We start from the raw sequence: 21,883 nt of genomic DNA, 5'->3' as shown, positions 1-21,883 counted from the left end.
GAACGTCGGAACGGTTTGGGCCTTATTTCTGCCAGGACAAGCTCACATATCTAATCCGAGGAGGTCCGCCATTGTCCTATCGATTTGTCGCTGTGCTTATTGCGTCCGCTCTGTTGTCAATGATCGCGGCCGATCCGGCCAGGGCGCAGTCGACCTCGGCGACGGACGTCGATTTTGATGCCCTCATATTGAGAGATTTCATCGCCTACGATGCGGACTACGAACGTAATCGCGAAGTGCGTCAACGAGGCCTCGACGGCCTCAACGAACTGAGCGAACAAGGCAGGCCACCCGAGCACGACTTGGGCTTTCTCGATCGAATTTCATCGCCAAATGCATTGCTCGCTTACCTCGAGGCCCTTCGTGTTTCGGAAATTGCCAGTACCGGACGTGACAATCGCGACGAGCTCGGCGCCGCGACGACGGTGGTCTCACAGGTCCTATTCAAGTCCAATCTGCGTAGACTCTATCGGGAACATGGACGGAGCCCTGGGATCGACCATAGCCTGGCCGGTGTCTATCGGGGCTTCCTCGACTCATGGCAGGACTCGCGCGCAGGCTATTGGGGTGCGTGGTACATATCACGGGGCAAGCTGTATAGGAGCGCCGATCTAAGTTTCACGTATCACACGGTGGCCTATCGGCGCGGGCAAGTGAATTACCTGGATCGAATCGTCCGCACGACACTGGAAATCAAGGATAGGGACTATCCATATGGCTGGCTGCACCGTGGCCGGTACAACAATCACAACAACTACGATGTCGTCAGGATATTCGCTCTCGGTTGGCCCCTATTGAGTGAGTCCGAAAAAGCTCTGACCGCCCAGCAAATCGGCGAGTTGGTACATTGGACGGTGAGCCAGTCGCTGGCGTCCGACGGCTCGTTCGTCGTCGACCAGACATTCTACAACCGAACCTCCGATGCCTACTATTTCGGCGTGTCTTTCCTCGATGCGGCCGGCTATTGGGACAATGCCAAGCGATTCTGGACCGATGCCGACTTTCCCGAAGCGATAGCCACTTGCCGCGCCATCAAGGCCCGATTGGAATTTCTGGCGCTCGAAGGCGAAAGTGCTGTATCCGCGCTGCGGAAACTACGCGCGTGTTAGGGTTCGAAGAATTGTCGGATCGACCGCCTCCCTAACCGCCGTTTCGTCACTCATCGAAACCTTCTGTGATGTCGTCATCCAGTCGCCCTCGACGGTCAGAATCAAGGACACGAGTACCAAGCACCGCCGCCACGACATGATGGCGCCTTTCCGCGAATTCGATCGATCGTCGTAGAATCATAGCTTCCGACCCGCGGTCGATGGAGCATCGGCGGATATCTTGGGACGGTGCCGAAAGCCCTGCCAAACCGGCGTGCATCCCGATTGTGAGCGGCGGAAATTAGGTGCATTTTATGACTCATCGCCCGTCTTCCTCGAATTCGGGCCCAACCACCGAGTAGTGTCTTGCGATGTCTTTCGACCGCGTGATGTGGGCCTGTGCGGCTCTGTTCGTCATCTTCGGTTTGGCCTTGCTGGTCACCGAAGACGATGTTTCGCAGAACCTTGCCATTGGTCTGAGCACGCTGTGCCTCGGCTGTTTCGGATTGGCGATGGCCGGCGGCGGCGTGGCGAAAGGACAGATCAGGTTCCAAACCGCGGTGATTCAGCGCCGCACCCAGCCGCGCGCTTTTTGGGCGGCCATCGTCCTCGTCTCGGCCGCCGGCGGGGGTACCATTGTCGCCGCTCTGTGGGCGCTGTTCGTCAGGCCGTGGTAGTGGGCGAATGGCGCCGACGGAAAAACGTATGCACGTTTTCGGCGATCATGTCGCGGTCGTCTCTTCGGCCCGGTCCGAGAGCCAGGCGGCGCACCCGGACAGAATGATTTCGACGTTTTCGTGATCGCCCGTCGAAGGCCGCGGCGTCAACGCGCCGAGATAGACCATCATGTTGGAATCGGCGTCGATCAGTGCCTGTTCGGTGCTGACTTCATGCGGTGGCCGGTCATCGGCCCACGAGGCGAGAACGACCTGCTCCGCGTGTTCGGTATCGATTTCGACCTTTTGTAAGCGCCGGCGCACCGACTCGACGAGTATGTCGGGAAACGGTTCGTGTCCGTCGCGAAGGTCGGTGCGCAGGGTGCGCAGATAGCGGACCACCGAATGATGCCAATCTTCGACCATGTCGGAAAGCTCATAGAGATCCGGGCCACCGACATGGCCGCGCCCGCTGGCCCCCATCCACGCGCAAAACAACAGTAAATTGACATCGACGCCATAGTTGTCCTGAAACCCGAGGCAAGCCTCCGCGACGCCGTCATGGCCATAGACCGCCAGGGAAAAGTCCCAGAACTCGGTGGGTGGGAAATCAGTCATCCGAATCGCGGCGGCAACCCCTTTTGCGCACAGTTTCCCCGATCCTCGGCGCATCATCAAGTCCGCCGGCAGGAGGATCGCCGGACTCGGAAGCCGACAATCGGATCGAGGCCGCGCTGTCACTTCGAGCGAAGTTTTGTTACACTTTCCGATCCTACGATAATCACACCGGCCTATGGACGAACGGGATACGCAAGCCTTGCATCGGCGCCTTGACGGGTTGCGTAGCGAGCATCGCGACCTCGATGATATCATTGGAAATCTGACCTCGAAGGGACCGTTCGACCAGCTCCAGATTCAGCGCCTGAAAAAACGCAAGCTGCGCCTCAAGGACGAGATTCAGCGGCTCGAAGACCAGCTCTTCCCGGACATAGTCGCGTGACCGATGCGGCGCTTGCTTGCCAAACCGGGGCACGGACGTATAATCCCGCGCTTTTCCGCAAGGGGACGCCTGTCACATGAACGAAGCGGCATCAGCACCTCCGGTCGGCATTATCATGGGCAGCCAGTCCGACTGGAAAACGATGAAGGCGGCGGCCGATGTTCTTGACGCCATTGGCGTCGCCTATGAAACGAGGATAATCTCCGCCCACCGGACGCCGGACCGACTTTACGCTTATGCCAAGGAAGCACGCGGTCGTGGACTGCGGGTCATCATCGCGGGCGCCGGCGGGGCCGCGCACCTGCCCGGGATGACCGCATCGATGACGCCGCTGCCGGTGCTCGGCGTGCCCATCGAAAGCCAATCGCTCAACGGACTGGACAGTCTGTTGTCGATCGTCCAGATGCCCGCCGGTATTCCCGTTGCGACGTTGGCGATTGGCGTTGCCGGCGCCAAAAACGCGGCCCTGTTGGCCGGGTCCATTGTCGCGCTGGGCGATGAGGCTGTCGCCGCCGCGCTTGACGATTGGCGGGCGCGGCAGACGGCGGCGGTTGCGGAGACACCCGCGGACAAGACGTGACCGACACCGATCGTGGCGTCGTCGCTCCCGGCGGCACGATCGGCATCCTTGGCGGCGGACAGTTGGGCCGGATGACCGCGCTCGCGGCGGCGCGGCTCGGCTACCGCTGCCACATCTATGGCCCGGAAGCGGACAGCCCGGCCATGCAGGTTGCGGCGACGGCAACGGTCGCCGCCTATGACGACCGTGCCGCGCTGGCCCGATTCGCCGCCGCCGTCGACGTCGTCACCTACGAATTCGAGAACGTCCCCGCGGCGAGCGTCGAATTCCTGCAGCAAGCGGTCCCGGTGCGCCCGGGCCCGGCACCGCTTTATCTGGCTCAAAACCGATTGCGCGAGAAGGAGTTTCTGAACCGGTACGGCGCCCGGACCGCCCCGTATCGAGGCGTGACGGGGATCGCCGACCTGGACGTCGCGCTGGCCGAAATCGGTCGTCCGGTGGTCCTCAAATCGACCATGTTCGGATATGACGGCAAGGGCCAGGTCATGATCGGTGACGATACGCATGCCGCCGCCGCTTGGGCCGAGATGGGCTCCGACGAAGGCCTCCTCGAGGGCTTTGTCGATTTCGTCATGGAGGCTTCGGTGATCGTTGCGCGCGGCCTCGACGGCTCGGTCGCGTCCTATGTCCCGGTCGAGAACCGGCACCGCGACCACATTCTCCACACCACCGTGGCGCCGGCGAAGATCTCACCGGAGCTGGCGGCGGAGGCCGAGGCGGTCGCGGCACGGATTGCCGAGGCCCTCGATCTTGTCGGCCTTCTCGCGGTCGAATTGTTCGTAGCCCGCGACGGGCATCTCCTGGTCAACGAGATTGCCCCGCGGCCGCACAATTCAGGCCACTGGACGATCGACGCCTGCGCGACAAGCCAGTTCGAGCAGTTTGTCCGCGCCGTCTGCGGCCTGCCTCTGGGCGCCACGCAACGCCATTCCGACGCCGAAATGATCAACTTGCTCGGCAACGACGTCGACGACTGGCACCTCTACCTCGCCGAAGCCGGCGCCCACCTCCACCTCTATGGCAAGCGCGAGGCGCGGCCCGGGCGCAAGATGGGGCACGTCACGCGGGTTTTCCCGATCGCCGACACCAGTCGCCGGCGTTCTGACTGCTAACGCCGGCTCGGGCGCGGCCGCATCATGCGGAACGGATCGGGCAGGCCATCGACCAGCTTCTTGATCCGACCGATCGCCTTCGGAACCTGCCCCACGTCCTTGATACGCCGGTCGAGAAAGGCCCAACTGTCGGCGAAATCGTCCGACGAATCGTCGAGCCAGTAGATCAGGGTCGAACTATAGACCCCAGCGAGGAGCATGCGCTTGGTGTAGTAATTGTAGTCGGTCGCGCGGTCGCCGGCGGCGTACCAGATAGCGTCGACGGTGCGATAGAGGCTGCGCGCGGCGAGCCCGATATTCTGTGGCAGCGCCAAAACCGATAGGCCGCGGCGAATGGCCTCTCGGTAGGGCGCATTGGCTTCGAGGCGCAGCCGCACCGCAAGGGTGACCCGCTCGTGAACGCGCATGGCATCGAGGTCGTGATCGGACATCGTCTCCAACATGTGAATGTCCGCTCGGCGCAGGAATGCTTCGAGCGCGTCGATGGCGCCGCCGGGAAAGGCGATCAGCACATCGGCGCGGCTCAAACCGAGCGTCCGGGCGCCATGTTTCAGCGCCGCCGCCGTCCAGCCGTCAAAGGGGACGTGGGCGAGCGTCGCCTCGAGAAGCGCCGCGTTCTGGATATCACGGTCGGTCATCTGGTTCCTCCTCCGGCACCGGATCGGGCGCGGCACCTCGCCCCTTTTCCAACTCCTCGACATAGCCGAACAACGACAAATCGGCCATACGCATCGGATACAGCACGCCGTCGAGGTGATCGCATTCGTGCTGGATAACGCGGGCATGATAGCCGCGGGCTTCGCGGTCGATCGTTTCGCCATCCAATCCAGTGGCCCGATACCGGATGTGCGTGTAACGCGGGACCGCGCCGATCATATCGGGGAGTGACAGACAGCCCTCCCAGCCGAGCTCCTGCTCGTCGCTCAGAACGTCGATTTCGGGATTGATCAATGTCATCAGCGGGATCGCATCCTCACCCGACCGTTCGGCCGGAACCTCCAGGATGACAAGACGCAAGGGCACATGGACCTGCGGCGCGGCCAGCCCGATACCCCCGCTATCGCGCAATGTCGTCTCCATATCGGCGACAAGCGCGTGGACCTCGGGCGCCGACGGGTCGTCCACCGGCAGCGCCGATTGGCGTAGGATGGGGTACCCCATGCGGGCTATTTTCAGGATCGCCATGGCATGGATATAGGGCCTATCGGCCGCCACATAAAGCGCCGGACGCGGGGAACTCCCCCCTTCACAGGGCTACGCCGGTGTGTTATGTACCGCGCCCATCCTCAAGGGATGTGGTCCGAACAGCCTTTGAACAATTCACGAGGTGTTTCGACGTGCAAGTTATCGTACGCGACAACAATGTCGATCAGGCCCTTCGCGCACTCAAGAAGAAGATGCAGCGCGAAGGCATTTTTCGCGAAATGAAGCTCCGCCGCAGTTACGAGAAGCCCTCCGAAAAGCGTGCCCGCGAAAAAGCGGAAGCGGTTCGCCGCGCCCGCAAGCTGGCCCGCAAACGAATGGAACGCGAAGGCTATTAGACCGTTCGTCGGAAAGCATCGTCGGGACGCCCGTCCGTGATGGCGGGCGTTTTTGATTCTTTCCCCACGTTCGCCGCCGAATTCGGGCGCGCCACGCCGGCTTCATGCGCCAGGCGCAAATCACAGCAGCAAAAACGGCTTGGCACGGATATACTCAAGCCCGACCGGCGATAGGGCGCGACAGCGCCAATGCGGTCGTGAATTCGGCGCGCGATCATGGGCACAAGGAGAAGGCAGGAAATGACGCACCTTCGGCCATTGCACACGATAAAATATGTCGCGCTGGCGGTCGCCTTGATCTTGGCGCCGGCTCTGCCGAGCGCGTCTCAGTCACTCGACGGACTGCTGACGCAGCTTCAGGATGCCAAGGACCGGCTCGATCTGACACCGGAACAGAAATCGAAAGTCCGACCCATCCTCGTCGCCAGCGTCCAGGAACGCGAGAAGGTGTTGGGAAATTTCGGGCTCCAGGGCGACCTGAAATCGGCCAAGTACATGACCCTGAGGCAAAAATGGGACCTCATCAAACAGCTGCACGGGATCAATGAAAGAACGGAAAACAAGCTTCGGCCGATCTTGAGTTCGGCGCAAATGCGGCAATATCAGGAAATCGAGGACGAATTCCGTCAGCAATTGGAAAATCGGATTACGGCGCGCCGGGACAGATAGGGCGACCGCCGAAAGTTCGAACAAGTCGTAGGAGAAGGAATGGCACGCAAACCGAATTACAAGTTCGATAGAATGGAGCGCCAACGGGCCAAGGCCGCCAAGAAGGCGGCGCGCGCCGAAGCCAAAGCCGCGCGCGCCGAGCAGCGCCGAGCCGACGACGGTGAGGGCACCGAAGCGGCCGAGGGCGCCGAAGCGGTCGAGGGCACCGAAGCAGCCGAGGGTACCGAAGCGGCGGAGGGTACCGAAGCGGTCGAGACCCCCGAAGAAGAGCGACGGACGGCGGATTCGCCGGTCGAGTAGGGCGCGTTGGGCGCTGGACAAAGCGCCAACCGATCACAATCTATGATCCGTAACCGGGCGCGGTATTGCCCGCTTTTTCGAAATTCATTCGAACGGATCGAGCCCATGCCGGAAGTCTTGGAAATGGCCGCCGCCTCCGATCGGCAGCCGGCGCACGCCGGCTATCGCGTGGTCATCGAACCCGCCGCCAGCCGCGTGCGGGCGGTGGTCAACGGCACCGTTGTGGCCGACAGCGAGCGGTCTCTGGTCATGCGCGAGACCCGGCTGCCGTGGGTCTATTACTTCCCGCGCGAAGACGTCCGCACGGACCTCATGGAACGCAGCAGCCACCACACCAATTGCCCGTTCAAGGGCGACGCCTCCTATTGGACGCTGACCGTCGGCGACCGTTCCGCCGCGAATGCCGCCTGGAGTTATGAGGAGCCGTTCGACGAATCGGCATTGGTCAAGGACTACATCGCCTTCGACTGGAACGCGGTCGACACCTGGTACGTCGGCGACAGCGCGCTGGCCGAGCAACCGGCCGACGATTCGTCGACCAAATCCAACCCGTTCGTCGATTGGCTGGTTCAGGAAGCTTGGCAGGCGAAGACGACCAAGGATTTCGTCGCGCGGTTGGCAGACGCCCTCGTGAGACACGGATTTCCGCTGTGGCGATTGCGTCTGCTCGTGCGCACCCTGAACCCTCAATTGGTGGCCCGCGGCTATACGTGGCAGCGCGGTGTCGACGGAATTTCTGAGTACGAGGCCTCGCACGAGGCGGTCCAAACCGCGGCCTTCCAGGACAGTCCGTTCGCCGCGATCCTCAACGGCGAAGGCGGCATCCGCCGCCGGCTCGAAGGGGACGACCCGCGGCTCGACTATCCGGTCCTGGTCGATCTGGTCGAAGAAGGCGCCACCGATTACGTGGCCATGCCGCTGCGTTTCTCGGACGGACAGGTCAATATCATGACCCTGGTCTCGGATCGGCGCGGCGGATTTTCGACCGACGATTTGGGACAAATTTACGAGATTCTGCCGAGTCTCAGTCGGCAACTCGAAGCCCATGCCCATCGCGTTTCGTCGATGACGTTGATGAAAACCTATCTCGGCCGCAACGCGGGCGAGCGCGTGATGAACGGCCTCGTCAAGCGCGGCGATGGGGAGAATCTGCATGCGGTGATCTGGTTTTCGGATTTGCGCAATTCGACATCGCTGGCGGAATCGCTGTCGCGTGAGGACTTTCTAGCGACCCTCAATCAGTATTTCGACGCCGTCGCCGGCGCGGTCATCGACCATGGCGGCGAGGTTCTGAAATTCATCGGCGACGCGGTGCTGGCGATTTTTCCGATCACCGACCCCGACACGCCCAATCCGGAAGCCGGCGCCCGGGCTCTCGCCGCGGTCCGCGATGCCCAAGCCCGAATGGCGGCCAACAATCTCGAACGTGTGGCCGGCGGCGAGCCGCCACTGGTTTTCGGCACCGGGCTGCATCGTGGCGATCTGACGTTCGGCAATATCGGCACCGTCGGGCGGCTCGACTTTACGGTCATCGGTCCGGCGGTCAACGAAGCATCCCGGATCGAAGCGCTGACCAAGCCGCTTGGCGTTCCCGTGCTGCTTTCTTCGGCCATTGCAGGCAGCGTCGACCACGAGCTGGTTTCCCTCGGCGAACACGAACTCCGTGGCGTACGCGGCAAACGCGAAATATTCTCGTTGCCTGACGCGCCCGATCTGGGCATATCGACAGCAGTTCCCGCAAACCCAACAGCGACCGTCACCGCATCATGATGTGCTGCGTGTAGCGGCGTCAGCCGTCGACGAAGATCGCTTGGACTTCATTGGCCGCATCGACACGCGGCGTCGGGACGCCGAGCGCCAGCGTCCAACGCACATCGGGATAGTTGCGGGCGGCGGCGCGAAACACCGCCGTCCACCATTCCGGCACCTTGATCGTAATGTGGCAGTTCTCGCCGGTGGGTAGCGTCTTCTTCGCGGCGAAACAGGCGACGCTTGCGAAGAGGAATTTGTTGGCATAGCCAAACAGTTCGTCGACGATCCAGCCCATATCCTGTTCCGGGCAATGCTCGAGAACGTCGGTACAGATGACGCCGTCGAAGCGGCCCTCGGGGACCGCGTCGTAGGGTGCATAGGCGGGGTCGTAGAGGGTGATATCTTCGATTCCCCAATATTGGCGAAGACCTTGAAATACTTCGCCGTCCAGAGCTTTGATCGGGATGTTGTCGTAAGAATTGGCCTTGCCGGCACCGTAGTCGAGCAGGGTTTCGGTGTGATGGGCGTCGACCAGTGTCTTGATGCGCGCGGCATGCGTGCCGAGGCTGGCGCCGTCGAAGGTTTGCTCGGGCGATCGACCCTGGTCGGGCATGCCCATTTCATGCATTTCACGGTAGAGCGCGATCAATTCCCGGTAGCGCGGGCTCGGTGAATGACGGCTCAACTCAGGGTCGAAAATCGGAGTTGGGATGCGCGGCACCGCCGAGACGCCTTGACGGTCCGCCTCCGCCGCTCGCCCGCCGTCGGGCAGCTGAAGATTGGCCACCCGCCTCCCCCCGGCGTTCGCGGCATGGACCGACTTCGCCATGATGCTGGCCCACGGCTCGACATGATTCATACGGCGATGGTCGCGGAACCACTCGAGTTCAAACTCGCAGCCTTCGACCTCTGGCCAGAACGGCGCGCCCTGGGTGAAATGGGCCAGCCTGACTCCCTCTCTGGGCGGATCGTAACCGACCAGATGGTTCCACGTTTCGGGAAGGTCGCCGATGCGTTCCTCGTCGATCCAGGTCTTGAGATCGAGCGGGACGTTCGCCGGATCCTCGACGAACTCGGGTGTCAACGTGCGGCACCGCGGACAATTGAACAGTGCCACCGAGGGCCATTCGAAATAGCGCGGGTTCTTGACGACCATGACATCGTAGCGGTCGTCGGCCAAAGCGAAGAGCTCGGTGATGTCGCCGAGGACGATGACGTCGCAGTCCATGAACAGGGCCCAGCCCTCGTAATCGCAGAGCCACGGCACGAGAAATCGGCTGAACGTGAAGGCGGTCAGGCCGGTGCGGGTGAGCGGCAATTGGCGGATCATCAGCGGGCTGATCGAAACCGGTTCGCTGGCGCGCTGCGCAATCGAGAATTGCGCGACGTTATAGGCGAGCGGCTGGCGCGGGTCGTAGCCGATGAAGATTCGATGCACGCTCATGGTCTCTCACTTGGCATGATTCCGGTCATCCGCCGTGGGCTGCGGCTGCAATCAACGTATATAGGGCGTCCTCGCATTCGGCAACGGCTGCCCCCAGATCGCCATGCCATGTTCCAACCAGGAGTCAAATGGACCTCAAGGGTTGGATTTGCTACCGTCTTTGGTCGGTTGGAGGCGCTATTCGGGAAGCATCGGCCTATCAGTCCAGACCGCTTTCTCCATTGCAGGCCACCTTGCTGAAACTTAGAACGCAAACTAGCCCAAAAAGCATATGCATGAGACTACGGTCCTGGAACCGTCGGGAGAACGCAAATGCCGAAGGACACCTTTTCAGCTCATCGTCACGACCATGACACACTGATCCTGTCGCCGCATCACACGGCCATACTCGTGGTCGACATGCTCAACGATTTTTGCAGTGAAGGCGGCGCCATGGTGTTGCCCGGCGCGGAGCGGCTCTACGGGCCTCAGAATACGGTGATCGCTGCGGCTCGCGCGGGTGGAGCCGCGGTGGCGTTCGTCAATGATTGCCACCGCCCCGAGATGCGGCGGGACCGCGAGTTTCTCAAAAGGGAACCACATTGTATCGAAGGAACCTGGGGTGCCGAAATTGTCGACGCGCTGGACCAACAAGACAGCGATATCCGCGTCGTCAAACGACGCTTTTCGGGCTTCTTCAACACCGACCTCGACCTCACTTTGAAGGACATGGAGGTCGACGCCGTCGTCGTCATGGGGGTGGTTACGAATATCTGTGTGCGCTCGACCGCCCACGACGCGTTCTTTCATGGTTACCGCATTGTCGTGCCGGACGACTGTGTCGCGGCGACGGGACCGCGTGAACAGGAATCAAGCCTCTACGATATCGCGACGCATTTCGGCTGGGTGTCGGAGGCGGACGAGGTTGCACGATCGTTGACCGAAGGAACGATGATCGCCGGCAAGGAAATCCCAGCTTAAGACGGGAGCGGAGGCCGGGAGCATCGCATAGGCGATCAATCCCCGCCGGCACCCGTTGCGTCATCGTCGCAGGTTATGCAATCGACGACCGCGCCGATCTTGGCCTCGCGGCCATCCTCGGTCAGCACCCAGGGGCGCTCGGCCATCGGCGGATGGTGGCGAACGTGGCGGGCATGGCCGCAATCGAGGTCGGCCACCCAATGGCCGTCCTCGTCACGGTGGAAACCGACGATGCGCCGTCGCATGGGGATCAACGATTGCGGTCGCGACGCGACGCCCAACCGCTCACAGCCCGACCTTTTTCAAGGCGGATTTCTGACGCTTCGCCAAGGCGGAAAGGTCGAAGTCGCCGATCAGTTCGTGGAACATCCGGTACCAATTGATCTCCGCATTGAGGCGCAGGAAGACCGAGCCGAGACCGATCGCCGCGCGGTCCATCAAGACGAACTCCCGCGGCGGCATGACGCCGCCGAGCCGGCGCAGCTCGCTATGCACCTTTTCGGCGACTCGGGCGCCGTAGACGGTGCCCTGTTCGGCCTGAATGCGGCGCACCTTGTCCTCCATCAGCGGCGCGTAGACGAACCGCGCCCACAGGTTGAGCACTTCGATCACGTCCTTGCCGAGATCGCGGAAACCCCAAGTCTCGTATGCATGCACCGCCAGGTCCTGATCGTCGTCGCGCAACGCATGATAGAGATCGATCACGCCGCCGACGAAGGACGGGGGAAAGACGCGGATACAGCCGAAATCGAGCAGGTTGACCGTGCCGTCGCGGCGCGCGGTGTAGTTGCCGAGATGCGGGTCGCCATGGATCACGCCGTAATCGTAGAACGGCACGTACCAGGCGCGGAACATGTTGTAGGCGACGGCATTGCGCATGTCCTGGTGGGAATCGACGAAATCGAGCAGCGGTTCGCCATCGAGCCAGGTCATCGTCAGCAGGCGGTCGGTCGACAACTCGTCGACCGGTTCGGGCACGAAGACCCCCGGCTCCTTGGCCAGCATGAGCTGATAGAGCCGCATGTGCCGGCCCTCTCGGGCGTAGTCCAATTCCTCGCGCAGGCGGGCCGAAATCTCCTTGTGGATTTCACCGGTCGACACCGCCTTGTCGTAGCGCTCGTAGATCGAGAAAATGATGCGGAGCTGCCGCAGGTCGGCTTCGACGACCGACGCCATGTCGGGGTATTGCAGCTTGCACGCGAGCTGCCGCCCATCGAGCCCTGTGGCGCGATGGACCTGTCCGAGCGATGCCGCCCGTGCGGCCTCGCGGCCGAATGACGCAAACCGCTTCTGCCAATCGCCACCGAGTTCGGTCGCCATGCGGCGGCGGACGAAGACCCACCCCATGGCCGGGGCATTCGACTGCAGTTCGGTGAACTGTTCGGCGTACTCGCCGGGCAGCATATCGGGGATCGTGCTCATCAACTGAGCGACCTTCATCAACGGCCCCTTGAGTCCGCCGAGCGCGGTGGTCAACTCCTTGGCGTGCAGGCCGCGGTCGATCGACACGCCGAAGAAACGCTGGCCGGCCAGGCGCGCCGCGAGTGTACCGACTGCGGTGCCGACCTGGGCATAACGGCGAACCCGACCGCCAAGGCTGTCATCCTCGCCGGAGAGCGGGTCGCCGTCGTCCGCCGGATCGTCGCTCACACGGCCCCGTCGAGCGCTTCCAGCTCATCGATCAATTGTTCGACGACGCCGAGTCCGCGCTGCCAGAACGCCGGATCCCCGGCATCGAGGCCGAACGGCTCGAGCAGTTCGCGATGCCGCTTCGTGCCGCCCGCACGCAACATATCCAGGTACCTGTCGGCGAAGCCCGATTCCGATTCCTGATAGACGGCATAAAGCGCATTCACCAGGCAATCGCCGAAGGCATAGGCGTAGACGTAGAACGGCGAATGGATGAAGTGCGGAATATAGGTCCAATAGTAGCGATAATCGCCATCCAGTTCGATCGCCGGGCCCAGGCTCTCGCCTTGGACCTCGAACCATATCTCGTTGAGACGATCGATCGACAATTCGCCCGCGCGACGCTCGTCATGGACCTTGCGCTCGAACTCGTGGAAAGCGATCTGCCGGACCACCGTGTTCAGCATGTCCTCGACCTTGGCGGCGATCAGGGCGCGGCGACGGGCCGCGTCATCGGTCGCGCGTAACAATGCCTGGAAAGTCAGCATCTCGCCGAACACCGATGCCGTCTCGGCGAGGGTCAACGGCGTATCGGCCAGCAACAATCCTTGCGGAGCCGCCAACACCTGGTGAACGCCATGGCCCAATTCGTGGGCTACGGTCATGACGTCGCGGGTCTTGCCCTGGTAGTTGACCAGGATATAGGGGTGCACGCTGGGCACGGTGGAGTGGGAGAAGGCTCCCGGCGACTTGCCCGGCCTTACCGGCGCATCGATCCACCCGGTGCCGAAAAAGCGCCGGCCGATATCCGCCATCTCGCCCGAAAACGCGCCATAGGCGCCGAGCACGATGTCCGCGGCTGCGGGCCATGGGATGAGCCGGTCCTCGCTCTCCGGCAACGGCGCGTTGCGATCCCAATAGGCGAGCCGATCCTTGCCCAGCCACCTGGCCTTGAGCGCGTAGTAGCGGTGCGAGAGGCGGGGGTACGAGGCGCGCGTGGCCGCGACCAGGGCATCGACGACCTCATCCTCGACCTGGTTGACCAGGTTCCGCGACGATACCGGCCTTGGATAGTGGCGCCACCGGTCCTCGATCTCCTTGTCCTTGGCCAGCGTATTGGTGATCAGGGCAAAGGTCCGGGCATGGACGCCGAGTACCCGGCCGATGGATTCGGCCGCCTGCTGCCGCACATTTTCGTCCGTGTCGGTCAGCAGATTGAGCACTTCCTGGCTGGTCAGCTCCCGGTCGTAGACCGGAAACCGCAGCGCCGCGATCGTCTCGTCGAAAAGGCGGACCCAGGCGGCGCGCCCGGCGACCGATTTCTCATGCAGGAGCTCCTCCATGTCGTCGGCCAGCTGATGATCGCGGAACGCCCGAACGTCCCGGATCCAGGGCGCGTAATGCCGCAACTCCGGCGACTCGAGCTTGCCCTCCATGACGGCATCGCCGAGCCGGTTGATCTCGAGGGTGAAAAACAACAATTGGGTGGAGATATCGGTGACCGCTTCCTGCATGTCCTGATTGAACCGCGCCCGGTCCGGATCGGCGACGTCGGCCGCGTAACGCAGGCCGGCAAAACTCATGACCCGGCCGAGGACTTCCTCGATCGCTTCGTAGGCGGCGATCGCCGCGGCCAGGTCATCACCGCTGAGGGATTCGAGACGGCCGCGGTAACGGTCGCGAAAGGCTTTGGCGTCATCGCGCGCGCGCGCGAGGGCATTTTGCAATTCCGTCGACTCCGGCCCCGGGTAGAGATCGCTCAGATCCCATTCGGGCAAGGTGCCGAGATCGGGCGATCGGGTGGCGGCGGGTGTGACGGTCATCAGTTCCTCCTTGAGTTCTCATCGGATATAGGACTGGATTGTCGGCCAACCAAGCGGGAACTGACGACCAGAACCCGGAAGCGCGGGGCCCGACGAACGAAATGGCACGAGATTGCGGCTCATGAGTTTCGAGCAAGCACCCAACCTGCTCTCGCTTCTTCTCGATTCCGTCGGGCGCCTGGGCGACCGGCCCTTCCTATGGTCGAAGCGAGATGGAAACTATTCCCCGCAGAGCTGGATCGAAGTCCGCGACGAAATCAGCAACATCTATCGTGGTCTCAAGGCGATTGGAATCGAGCCCGGCGACCGCGTCGCCCTGGTCGCCGAAAACCAACCGAAGTGGCTGATCGCCGATTGCGCCATCATGGCGTGCGGCGCTATCACCGTACCGGCCTACACGACCAACACCGTCGAAGACCACCTCCACATCCTCAACAACAGCGGCGCCAAGGCGGTTTTCGTATCCGACCGAAAGTTGGCGCGCGCCCTTTTGCCGGCGGCCCACACGGCGCAGAGCGTCGATTCCGTGATCTCGATGGAGCCCCTCGAATTGCACCAGGATATCGGCCCAACCGTTTTCGGCTGGGACGAAATCAAGGCCAAGGGGGCGGCGCAGCCGGACGATCTGTCCGACGCGGTCGGTCGCATCGAGCGCACCGATACGTGCTGCATCATTCACACTTCCGGCACCGGCGGCTCGCCCAAGGGCGTCATGCTCAGCCACGGCGCGGTGATTTCGAACTGCGACGGCGCGTTCAACATCTTCAAGAAGCACGTCGCGATCGATTCCGAGGTCTTCCTCTGCTTCCTGCCGCTATCCCATGCCTACGAGCACACCGCGGGGCAGTTCCTTCCGATTTGTATCGGCGCCCAAATCTACTACGCCGAGGGTGTCGAGAGCCTGGTCGCCAACATGGCCGAGGCACGGCCAACGATCATGACCGCGGTGCCGCGCCTCTACGAGACCATCCTGCAACGCATCAGGACCCAGCTGAAACGCAGCGGCGGCGTCAAGGAGCGCCTTTTCGAGCGCGCCGTCATCCTCGGTTCCAAACGCTATGAGAACGCGGACGGCCTAACCCTGCTCGAACGAATCGTCGATAATATCCTCGATCTACTCGTGCGCAAGAAGGTGCGCGAGCGGTTTGGCGGTCGGCTCAAGTTCTTCGTCTCGGGCGGGGCCCCGCTCAACTACGAGGTCGGCCGCTTCTTTACCGCGCTCGGCGTGCGTCTGCTGCAGGGCTATGGTCAGACCGAGGCGGCGCCCATCGTCAGCTGCAACCCGGTCGAGAAGCTCAAACTGCACACCGTCGGGCCGCCGCTCACCGGTGTCGAAGTGCGGACCGCCGACGACGGAGAAATTCTCATCCGCGGTGAACTGGTCATGCAGGGTTATTGGAACGATCCCGAATCGACGGCGGCGACCATTCGCGACGATTGGCTCCATACCGGCGACGTCGGCCGCATCGACGAGGACGGCTATATCCAGGTCACCGACCGCAAGAAGGACCTGATCGTCAATTCCGGCGGCGATAACGTGTCGCCGCAGCGCGTCGAGGGGTTTCTGACCCTGCAGCCGGAGATCAGCCAGGCGATGGTCTACGGCGATCGGCGGCCGTACCTGGTGGCTTTGATCGTCCCGGAATCGGAAATCGTCGAGAGCTGGTCGAAAGCGAATGGCATGCCTGCCGACCTCGCCGTTCTCGCCGACGATCCCGGTTTCAGGGACGTCGTCGCGGCGGCGATCGATCGGGTCAACGGCGAAATGTCGTCGATCGAGAAAGTACGACGGTTCCTCATCGCACCGGACCCTTTCACGGTCGAAAACAACATGATGACGCCGACCTTGAAGATACGGCGACACGTCGTCCGCGCCGAATACGGGCCGCAGCTCGACGCCCTCTACGGGAAATAGACGCCGCCGGAATCGTGGTATCGGAGAAGCCGCCGATGGGACGGTCGTGCCGCGGCCTCACCGAAATCCAAACAGGTCTATGGCGCACCGTTGCTGTTGAATATGTCGGCGGCCACGCGCCACCCGCCGTCGACACGCTTCCACACGACGACATATTTGCCCCGGTCGGTGACGCGGCCGTTATCGCCGTCGTAGGCGAGATCATAGACCCCGTAATCGTAGGCCAGGTCGCCGGAAGCCGCGATCTCGAGGCGTTCGGTCGCAATGCTGAACGCGACGCCCGGCATCTGCGTCAGCGTGGTCCACATCTCGCCGATCGGTCCCTGGCCTTGGATCGGCGCCGCGTTTGGCGGCAAAAACAATCCGTCGTCGGCATAGAACGCGGCGATGGCCGCCGCATCCTTGTCCTTGAACAACTTGACCCAGTCGGCATTGAGTGCGTCGAGTTCCTGCCGGGCGTCCCCGGCCGATACCGGTGCCGCCGCTATGGCGATGGCAAGGCCCAGGACGACAGTCCATATCTTGGCAATGTGTGCAAATCGCATGTCGGTTATTTCTCCTCAGCGTGAATCTATCGGCGAGTTGCCGGCGTCAGCCTCACCGGGCCGCGTTATTCGCGGCCCAAACACAAATGTACCCGGCCGGACATGGCCCCGCACCTATCCGTCCGGATAGGCTGTGCGACCTTCGGCCGCGCAATCAGACGCCGTAGAACTCGCGGTACCAGGCGACGCTGCGCGGGATGCCGACGTCGATGTCGGTGGTCGGCTCGAAACCGTGGTCGCGCTTGATTGCGCTGATGTCGGCACAGCTCTCCTTGACGTCGCCGGGCTGCATCGGCTGGAAGCGGATCTCGGCCTTGCGGCCGCAGGCCTCCTCGATCAGGCCAACGAAATGCATCAATTCCTCGGCCCGATTGTTGCCGATATTGTAGATGCGGTGCGGTGCGGCGGTCCCATCGTCCTCCGGCGGCGCCTTGAGGCACGCCATGACGCCGGCGACGATGTCGTCGACATAGGTGAAATCGCGCCGCATGTCGCCGTGATTGAAAACTTCGATCGGCTCGCCGCCGAGGATCGCCTTGGTAAAGATGAAGGCCGACATGTCCGGCCGCCCCCACGGGCCGTAGACTGTGAAAAACCGCAGCCCGGTCATCTTCATACGGTGCAGATGGGCGTAGCTGTGGCTGATCAATTCATCCGCCTTCTTGGTCGCGGCATAGAGCGAGACCGGCGTGTTGACCGGATCGGATTCGCTATAAGGCAAATGGGGCAGGCCGCCATAGACCGACGATGACGACGCATAGACGAGATGGTCAAGGCCACCCAGCCGCCGGCACGCCTCGAGGACCTCGAAATGGCCGACGAGATTGATTTGGATATAGTCCTCGGGATGGGTCAGCGAGTGGCGGACCCCCGCCTGCGCCGCGAGGTGAAGGACGTGGGAGGTATCCGGATGGGCCTCGGTCAGGGCAACCATCCCGTCGTGGTCGGTGATATCCAGGCGGCGAAACTCGAACCCCTCGCGGTCGGTCAAATTCGCCAACCGGGCCTCTTTCAAGGAGACGTCGTAATAGGGTGACAGGTTGTCGACCCCGACCACCGCGGCGCCGGCGTCGAGCAACGCGACCGCGGCGTGGTAGCCGATGAAGCCGGCCGCGCCCGTGACAATGACTTTCATGTAACCGGCTCCGTGCGAGTGAGGGACCGCGACCGTATAGCGGCAAACGGTGACAAAATCATCCACTGATGGATCATTTGCCCTGGGGACCGATTTCGCGGCGCGCGCTTGCGGATCCCTTGACGGCGAAGCCAATTAGGTCAATAATACTGACATAAATGCCGTGAGCCGGCTCGGTGGCCGTTGCCACTATCCCGTCCCGGCACTACTTTTGACTCGCCGCGCGCATTCTTTGGGAGGTACCGAGGCATGGCCCTTGCCGCCGTCTCACTCGACGACAAATACCAACTCGAATCGGGACGCATATTCCTCAGCGGGATTCAGGCCCTGGTGCGGTTGCCGATCATGCAGCGCCAGCGGGACGTGGCGGCCGGCCTCGACACCGGCTGTTTCATTTCCGGCTACCGCGGCTCGCCCCTCGGCGGGCTCGACCAATCGTTGTGGGCGGCGCGGCGATTCCTCGAAAACAACAAGATCCACTTTCAGCCCGGCGTCAACGAAGACATGGCGGCGACCGCGGTGTGGGGTAGCCAGCAAGTCGGCCTCCACGGCGACGCCACCGTCGATGGCGTATTCGGCATGTGGTACGGCAAGGGTCCCGGCGTCGACCGCTGTGGCGACGTGTTCAAACACGCCAACGCCGCCGGGACATCGAAATACGGCGGCGTCCTGGCGATTGCCGGCGACGATCATGCCTGCCGCTCCTCCACCCTGCCCCACCAGAGCGAGCACGAATTCATGTCGGCGATGATGCCGATCCTCGACCCGGCGGGCGTCCAGGAGTTCCTCGACTTCGGGCTCTACGGCTGGGCGATGTCACGCTATTCGGGCTGCTGGATCGGCTTCAAGGTGACCGCGGAAACAGTCGAGAGCTCGGCCTCCGTCTATATCGACCCTCATCGCGCCGGTATCGTCCTGCCCGACGATTTCGAGATGCCGCCGGGCGGCCTCAACATCCGTTGGCCGGACTGGCCGCCGCAGGATCAGGAGATCCGCCTGCAGAAACACAAGCTCTATGCGGCGATCGCCTTCGCCCGCGCCAACAAACTCGACCGCACCGTCATCGACAGCCCCAATCCGCGACTCGGCATCATCACCACCGGCAAGGCCTACCTCGACGTCATGCAGGCGCTCGACGATATCGGCATCGACGACGCCCACGCGGCCGAGATCGGCATCCGGGTCTACAAGGTCGCCATGACCTGGCCGATCGAGCGCGAGGGCATGCGCCACTTCGCCGAAGGGCTTGAGGAAATCCTCGTCGTCGAAGAGAAGCGCGCGGTGATCGAGAACCAGCTCAAGGAGCATTTGTACAATTGGCGCGAAGACGTTCGGCCGCGCGTCGTCGGCAAATTCGACGAGGACGGCAAATGGCTGATCCCCTCGATGGACGAGCTGACGCCGGCGCATATCGCCCGCGTCATCGCGGCCCGGATCGACCGCTTCTATACCAGCTCGCGGATCAAGGAACGGCTCGAATTCCTCGACCAGAAAGAGCGCGCGCTCGAAATCATCCCGCCGACGGTGACCCGCATCCCCTACTTCTGTTCGGGTTGCCCGCACAATTCGTCGACCCGCGTGCCCGAGGGCAGCCGGGCGACGGCCGGCATCGGTTGTCATTTCATGTCGTTATGGATGGACCGCGAAACCGACACCTTCACCCATATGGGCGGCGAGGGCGTGCCCTGGGTCGGCCAATCGCCATTCGTCTCGACCGACCACATTTTCACCAACCTGGGCGACGGAACCTACAAGCATTCGGGGGTTTTGGCGATCCGCGCGTCGGTCGCCGCGGACGTCAACATCACCTACAAGATCCTCTACAACGACGCCGTCGCCATGACCGGCGGCCAGCCGGTCGAAGGCGGGCTGTCGGTCGATGATATCTCCCGTCAGGTCGCAGCCGAGGGCGTCGGCCGCATCGCCGTCGTGTCCGACGAGCCCGACAAGTACCCGGTCGGCACCAACTTCGCCGCCGGGGTCACCTTCCACCATCGCGACGATCTCGATGCCGTGCAACGCGAATTGCGTGAGTGGAAGGGCGTGTCGGTCCTGCTCTACGACCAGACCTGCGCCGCCGAGAAACGGCGCCGGCGCAAGCGCGGCCTTTTTCCCGACCCGCCGAAACGGATATTCATCAACGAGCGGGTGTGCGAGGGCTGCGGCGACTGCAGCGTGCAATCGAACTGCCTGTCGGTGATCCCGGTCGAGACCGAGTTTGGCCGCAAGCGCAAGATCGACCAGTCATCCTGCAACAAGGATTATTCGTGCCTCAAGGGCTTCTGCCCGAGCTTCGTGACCGTGCACGGCGGCCGGGTGCGCAAACGCAAGGCCGAGGGACAGAGTGCGGCCGCCGCCGAGGCTCTGCCGGCGCCGGAGCTGCCGGCCATCGACCAGCCGGCGTACGGCATCATAGTCACCGGCATCGGCGGCACCGGCGTGGTGACCATCGGCGCGCTGATCGGCATGGCGGCCCATATCGAAGGCAAAGGCATCACCGTGCTCGACCAGACCGGGCTGGCCCAGAAGGGCGGCGCCGTCACCTCCCATATTCGCATTGCGCCCACGCCCGATAACATCCACGCCGTCCGTATCGCCGCCGGCGAAGCCGATCTGATCCTCGGTTGCGACCTGGTCGTCGCGGCCAGCCGGGACGTGCTGTCCAAGATGCGGGCCGGCTCGACGCGTGTTGTCGTCAATGCCCAGGAAACGATCACCGGCGACTTCACCCACGACCCCGATCTCCGGATTCCGGGCGCCGAAATGGTCGACATTCTACGCCAATCGGTAGGACCCGACGCGACCGACGCGGTCGACGCGACGCGGCTGGCGACGGCGCTGCTCGGCGACTCGATCGCCACCAACCTGTTCATGCTCGGATTTGCCTGGCAGAAGGGCCTGGTCCCGGTCTCCGAGGAGGCGTTGATGGAAGCGATCGCGCTCAACGGCGTCGCCGTCGATGCCAACAAACGCGCCTTCCAGTGGGGCCGCCGGGCTGCCGTCGACCTCGAAGCGGTGCGCCAGGCGGCGCTGCCCGAAGAGGCGCCCAACGATGAACACCATCTGTCCGTGTCCCTGGACGAGACCGTGGCGCGACGGGTGGCCGACCTCACCGCGTACCAGGACCAGGCCTATGCGCAACGCTACGCCGACCTCGTCGCGCGCGTCGCGGCTGTCGAGAAGGACAAGGCGGCTGGCATGACCGGCCTGACCGAGGCGGTCGCGCGCTATTACTACAAGCTGCTGGCGATCAAGGATGAGTACGAGGTCGCCCGGCTCTATACCGATGGCGATTTCCTGCGCCACCTCGGCGACCAGTTCGAAGGTGACTACCGCCTCGAATTCAACCTCGCCCCGCCGCTGTTGGCGGAGCGCGATCCGCAGACCGGGCACCTCAAGAAGCGCACCTTTGGGCCCTGGATGCTGCGTGCTTTCAGCGTGCTGGCCAGGTTCAAGGGCTTGCGCGGGACCGCGTTCGACGTCTTCCGCCGCAGCGCGGAGCGGAAACGGGAGCGCGCCCTGATCGGCGAGTACGAGACCACCGTCGAGACCCTGCTCGAAAATCTCAACCACGACAATCATTCGCTGGCAGTCGAGATTGCGTCGCTTCCGGAACACATTCGCGGCTATGGCCATGTCAAAGAACGTCATGTCGCGGCCGCCGAAGCCGACCGCGCGAGAATGCTCGAGAACCTCCTCAACCCCACACCGCATATGACGGCAGCGGAGTAGAG

The 21,883-nt window shown here is 62.9% G+C and carries 19 protein-coding genes and 1 pseudogene; 11 read left to right on the top strand and 9 right to left on the bottom strand.

All coding sequences use genetic code 11. The annotated features are described in order from the left end of the window. Window positions 1–71: 71 nt before the first annotated feature. Together GY791_04745 and GY791_04740 are read left to right on the top strand one after the other, a co-directional pair. On the top strand, window positions 72–1,109 hold the full coding sequence (locus GY791_04745; GenBank protein MCP4327729.1) for a hypothetical protein: 1,038 nt from the start codon (window positions 72–74) through the stop codon (window positions 1,107–1,109). 350 nt (window positions 1,110–1,459) lie between these two features. Continuing rightward, on the top strand, window positions 1,460–1,765 hold the full coding sequence (locus GY791_04740; GenBank protein MCP4327728.1) for a hypothetical protein: 306 nt from the start codon (window positions 1,460–1,462) through the stop codon (window positions 1,763–1,765). Between the two features lie 45 nt (window positions 1,766–1,810). On the opposite strand, the gene GY791_04735 is transcribed toward GY791_04740, so the two are convergent. Beyond that, the gene (locus GY791_04735; GenBank protein ID MCP4327727.1) at window positions 1,811–2,362 is read right to left on the bottom strand and encodes a TIGR02444 family protein; all 552 of its coding nucleotides are present in this window, start codon (window positions 2,360–2,362) and stop codon (window positions 1,811–1,813) included. Window positions 2,363–2,537: 175 nt separating this feature from the next. Between GY791_04735 and GY791_04730 the strand changes: the two genes are divergently transcribed. From GY791_04730 to GY791_04720, 3 genes are all read left to right on the top strand, one after another. Next, on the top strand, window positions 2,538–2,744 hold the full coding sequence (locus tag GY791_04730; protein MCP4327726.1) for a DUF465 domain-containing protein: 207 nt from the start codon (window positions 2,538–2,540) through the stop codon (window positions 2,742–2,744). A gap of 76 nt (window positions 2,745–2,820) precedes the next feature. Next, window positions 2,821–3,324 carry a 5-(carboxyamino)imidazole ribonucleotide mutase gene (gene purE, locus GY791_04725; protein MCP4327725.1) on the top strand — a complete coding sequence of 168 codons (504 nt, stop codon included), beginning with the start codon at window positions 2,821–2,823 and terminating at the stop codon, window positions 3,322–3,324. Next, window positions 3,321–4,436 carry a 5-(carboxyamino)imidazole ribonucleotide synthase gene (locus GY791_04720; protein MCP4327724.1) on the top strand — a complete coding sequence of 372 codons (1,116 nt, stop codon included), beginning with the start codon at window positions 3,321–3,323 and terminating at the stop codon, window positions 4,434–4,436. The genes purE and GY791_04720 overlap by 4 nt, the downstream gene beginning before the upstream one ends. On the opposite strand, the gene GY791_04715 is transcribed toward GY791_04720, so the two are convergent. Continuing rightward, entirely contained in the window at window positions 4,433–5,074 is a 642-nt protein-coding gene (locus tag GY791_04715; protein ID MCP4327723.1) for a COQ9 family protein, read from the bottom strand. The genes GY791_04720 and GY791_04715 overlap by 4 nt on opposite strands. Next, window positions 5,061–5,621, bottom strand: coding sequence for a peptide deformylase (gene def, locus GY791_04710; protein ID MCP4327722.1), 561 nt, complete (start codon window positions 5,619–5,621; stop codon window positions 5,061–5,063). The genes GY791_04715 and def overlap by 14 nt, the downstream gene beginning before the upstream one ends. A 152-nt stretch (window positions 5,622–5,773) precedes the next feature. On the opposite strand from def, the gene rpsU reads away from it, so the two are divergent. The 3 genes from rpsU (at window position 5,774) to GY791_04695 (ending at window position 8,716) form a co-directional block, all read left to right on the top strand. Further along, the gene (gene rpsU, locus GY791_04705; protein MCP4327721.1) at window positions 5,774–5,977 is read left to right on the top strand and encodes a 30S ribosomal protein S21; all 204 of its coding nucleotides are present in this window, start codon (window positions 5,774–5,776) and stop codon (window positions 5,975–5,977) included. 240 nt (window positions 5,978–6,217) lie between these two features. After that, window positions 6,218–6,646 (top strand): hypothetical protein, encoded by a 429-nt coding sequence (locus GY791_04700; protein MCP4327720.1) that lies wholly within the window; start codon window positions 6,218–6,220, stop codon window positions 6,644–6,646. 405 nt (window positions 6,647–7,051) lie between these two features. Continuing rightward, window positions 7,052–8,716, top strand: coding sequence for a DUF427 domain-containing protein (locus GY791_04695; GenBank protein MCP4327719.1), 1,665 nt, complete (start codon window positions 7,052–7,054; stop codon window positions 8,714–8,716). 859 nt (window positions 8,717–9,575) lie between these two features. Here GY791_04695 and GY791_04690 read toward each other — a convergent pair. Continuing rightward, window positions 9,576–10,142: pseudogene (locus GY791_04690) on the bottom strand (glycosyltransferase). A gap of 312 nt (window positions 10,143–10,454) precedes the next feature. Here GY791_04690 and GY791_04685 point away from each other — a divergent pair. Beyond that, a complete protein-coding gene (locus GY791_04685) occupies window positions 10,455–11,102 on the top strand; it encodes a cysteine hydrolase (GenBank protein MCP4327718.1) in 648 nt (215 codons plus the stop codon). 35 nt (window positions 11,103–11,137) lie between these two features. On the opposite strand, the gene GY791_04680 is transcribed toward GY791_04685, so the two are convergent. Genes GY791_04680 through GY791_04670 form a run of 3 tightly spaced genes read right to left on the bottom strand, consistent with a single transcriptional unit; the run spans window position 11,138 to window position 14,554 of the window. Further along, window positions 11,138–11,347 carry a DUF3565 domain-containing protein gene (locus tag GY791_04680; GenBank protein MCP4327717.1) on the bottom strand — a complete coding sequence of 70 codons (210 nt, stop codon included), beginning with the start codon at window positions 11,345–11,347 and terminating at the stop codon, window positions 11,138–11,140. 40 nt (window positions 11,348–11,387) lie between these two features. Continuing rightward, window positions 11,388–12,752, bottom strand: coding sequence for an AarF/ABC1/UbiB kinase family protein (locus GY791_04675; GenBank protein ID MCP4327716.1), 1,365 nt, complete (start codon window positions 12,750–12,752; stop codon window positions 11,388–11,390). Continuing rightward, on the bottom strand, window positions 12,749–14,554 hold the full coding sequence (locus GY791_04670; GenBank protein ID MCP4327715.1) for a M3 family oligoendopeptidase: 1,806 nt from the start codon (window positions 14,552–14,554) through the stop codon (window positions 12,749–12,751). The genes GY791_04675 and GY791_04670 overlap by 4 nt, the downstream gene beginning before the upstream one ends. A 121-nt stretch (window positions 14,555–14,675) precedes the next feature. Between GY791_04670 and GY791_04665 the strand changes: the two genes are divergently transcribed. Continuing rightward, a complete protein-coding gene (locus tag GY791_04665; GenBank protein ID MCP4327714.1) occupies window positions 14,676–16,469 on the top strand; it encodes a long-chain fatty acid--CoA ligase in 1,794 nt (597 codons plus the stop codon). Between the two features lie 77 nt (window positions 16,470–16,546). On the opposite strand, the gene GY791_04660 is transcribed toward GY791_04665, so the two are convergent. Both GY791_04660 and GY791_04655 read right to left on the bottom strand, forming a co-directional pair. Next, window positions 16,547–17,014: a DUF4440 domain-containing protein gene (locus GY791_04660; protein ID MCP4327713.1), complete on the bottom strand. Its 468-nt coding sequence runs from the start codon at window positions 17,012–17,014 to the stop codon at window positions 16,547–16,549. Between the two features lie 154 nt (window positions 17,015–17,168). Next, on the bottom strand, window positions 17,169–18,149 hold the full coding sequence (locus GY791_04655; protein ID MCP4327712.1) for an SDR family NAD(P)-dependent oxidoreductase: 981 nt from the start codon (window positions 18,147–18,149) through the stop codon (window positions 17,169–17,171). Window positions 18,150–18,398: 249 nt separating this feature from the next. Here GY791_04655 and GY791_04650 point away from each other — a divergent pair, with 249 nt between their 5' ends. After that, on the top strand, window positions 18,399–21,881 hold the full coding sequence (locus tag GY791_04650) for an indolepyruvate ferredoxin oxidoreductase family protein (GenBank protein MCP4327711.1): 3,483 nt from the start codon (window positions 18,399–18,401) through the stop codon (window positions 21,879–21,881). Window positions 21,882–21,883: the final 2 nt, after the last annotated feature.

It is taken from the genome of Alphaproteobacteria bacterium, assembly GCA_024244705.1.
GTDB lineage: Bacteria > Pseudomonadota > Alphaproteobacteria > JAAEOK01 > JAAEOK01 > JAAEOK01.
The sequence above is the reverse complement of the archived record's forward strand: the minus strand, read 5'-3'. Positions and strand labels throughout refer to the sequence as shown.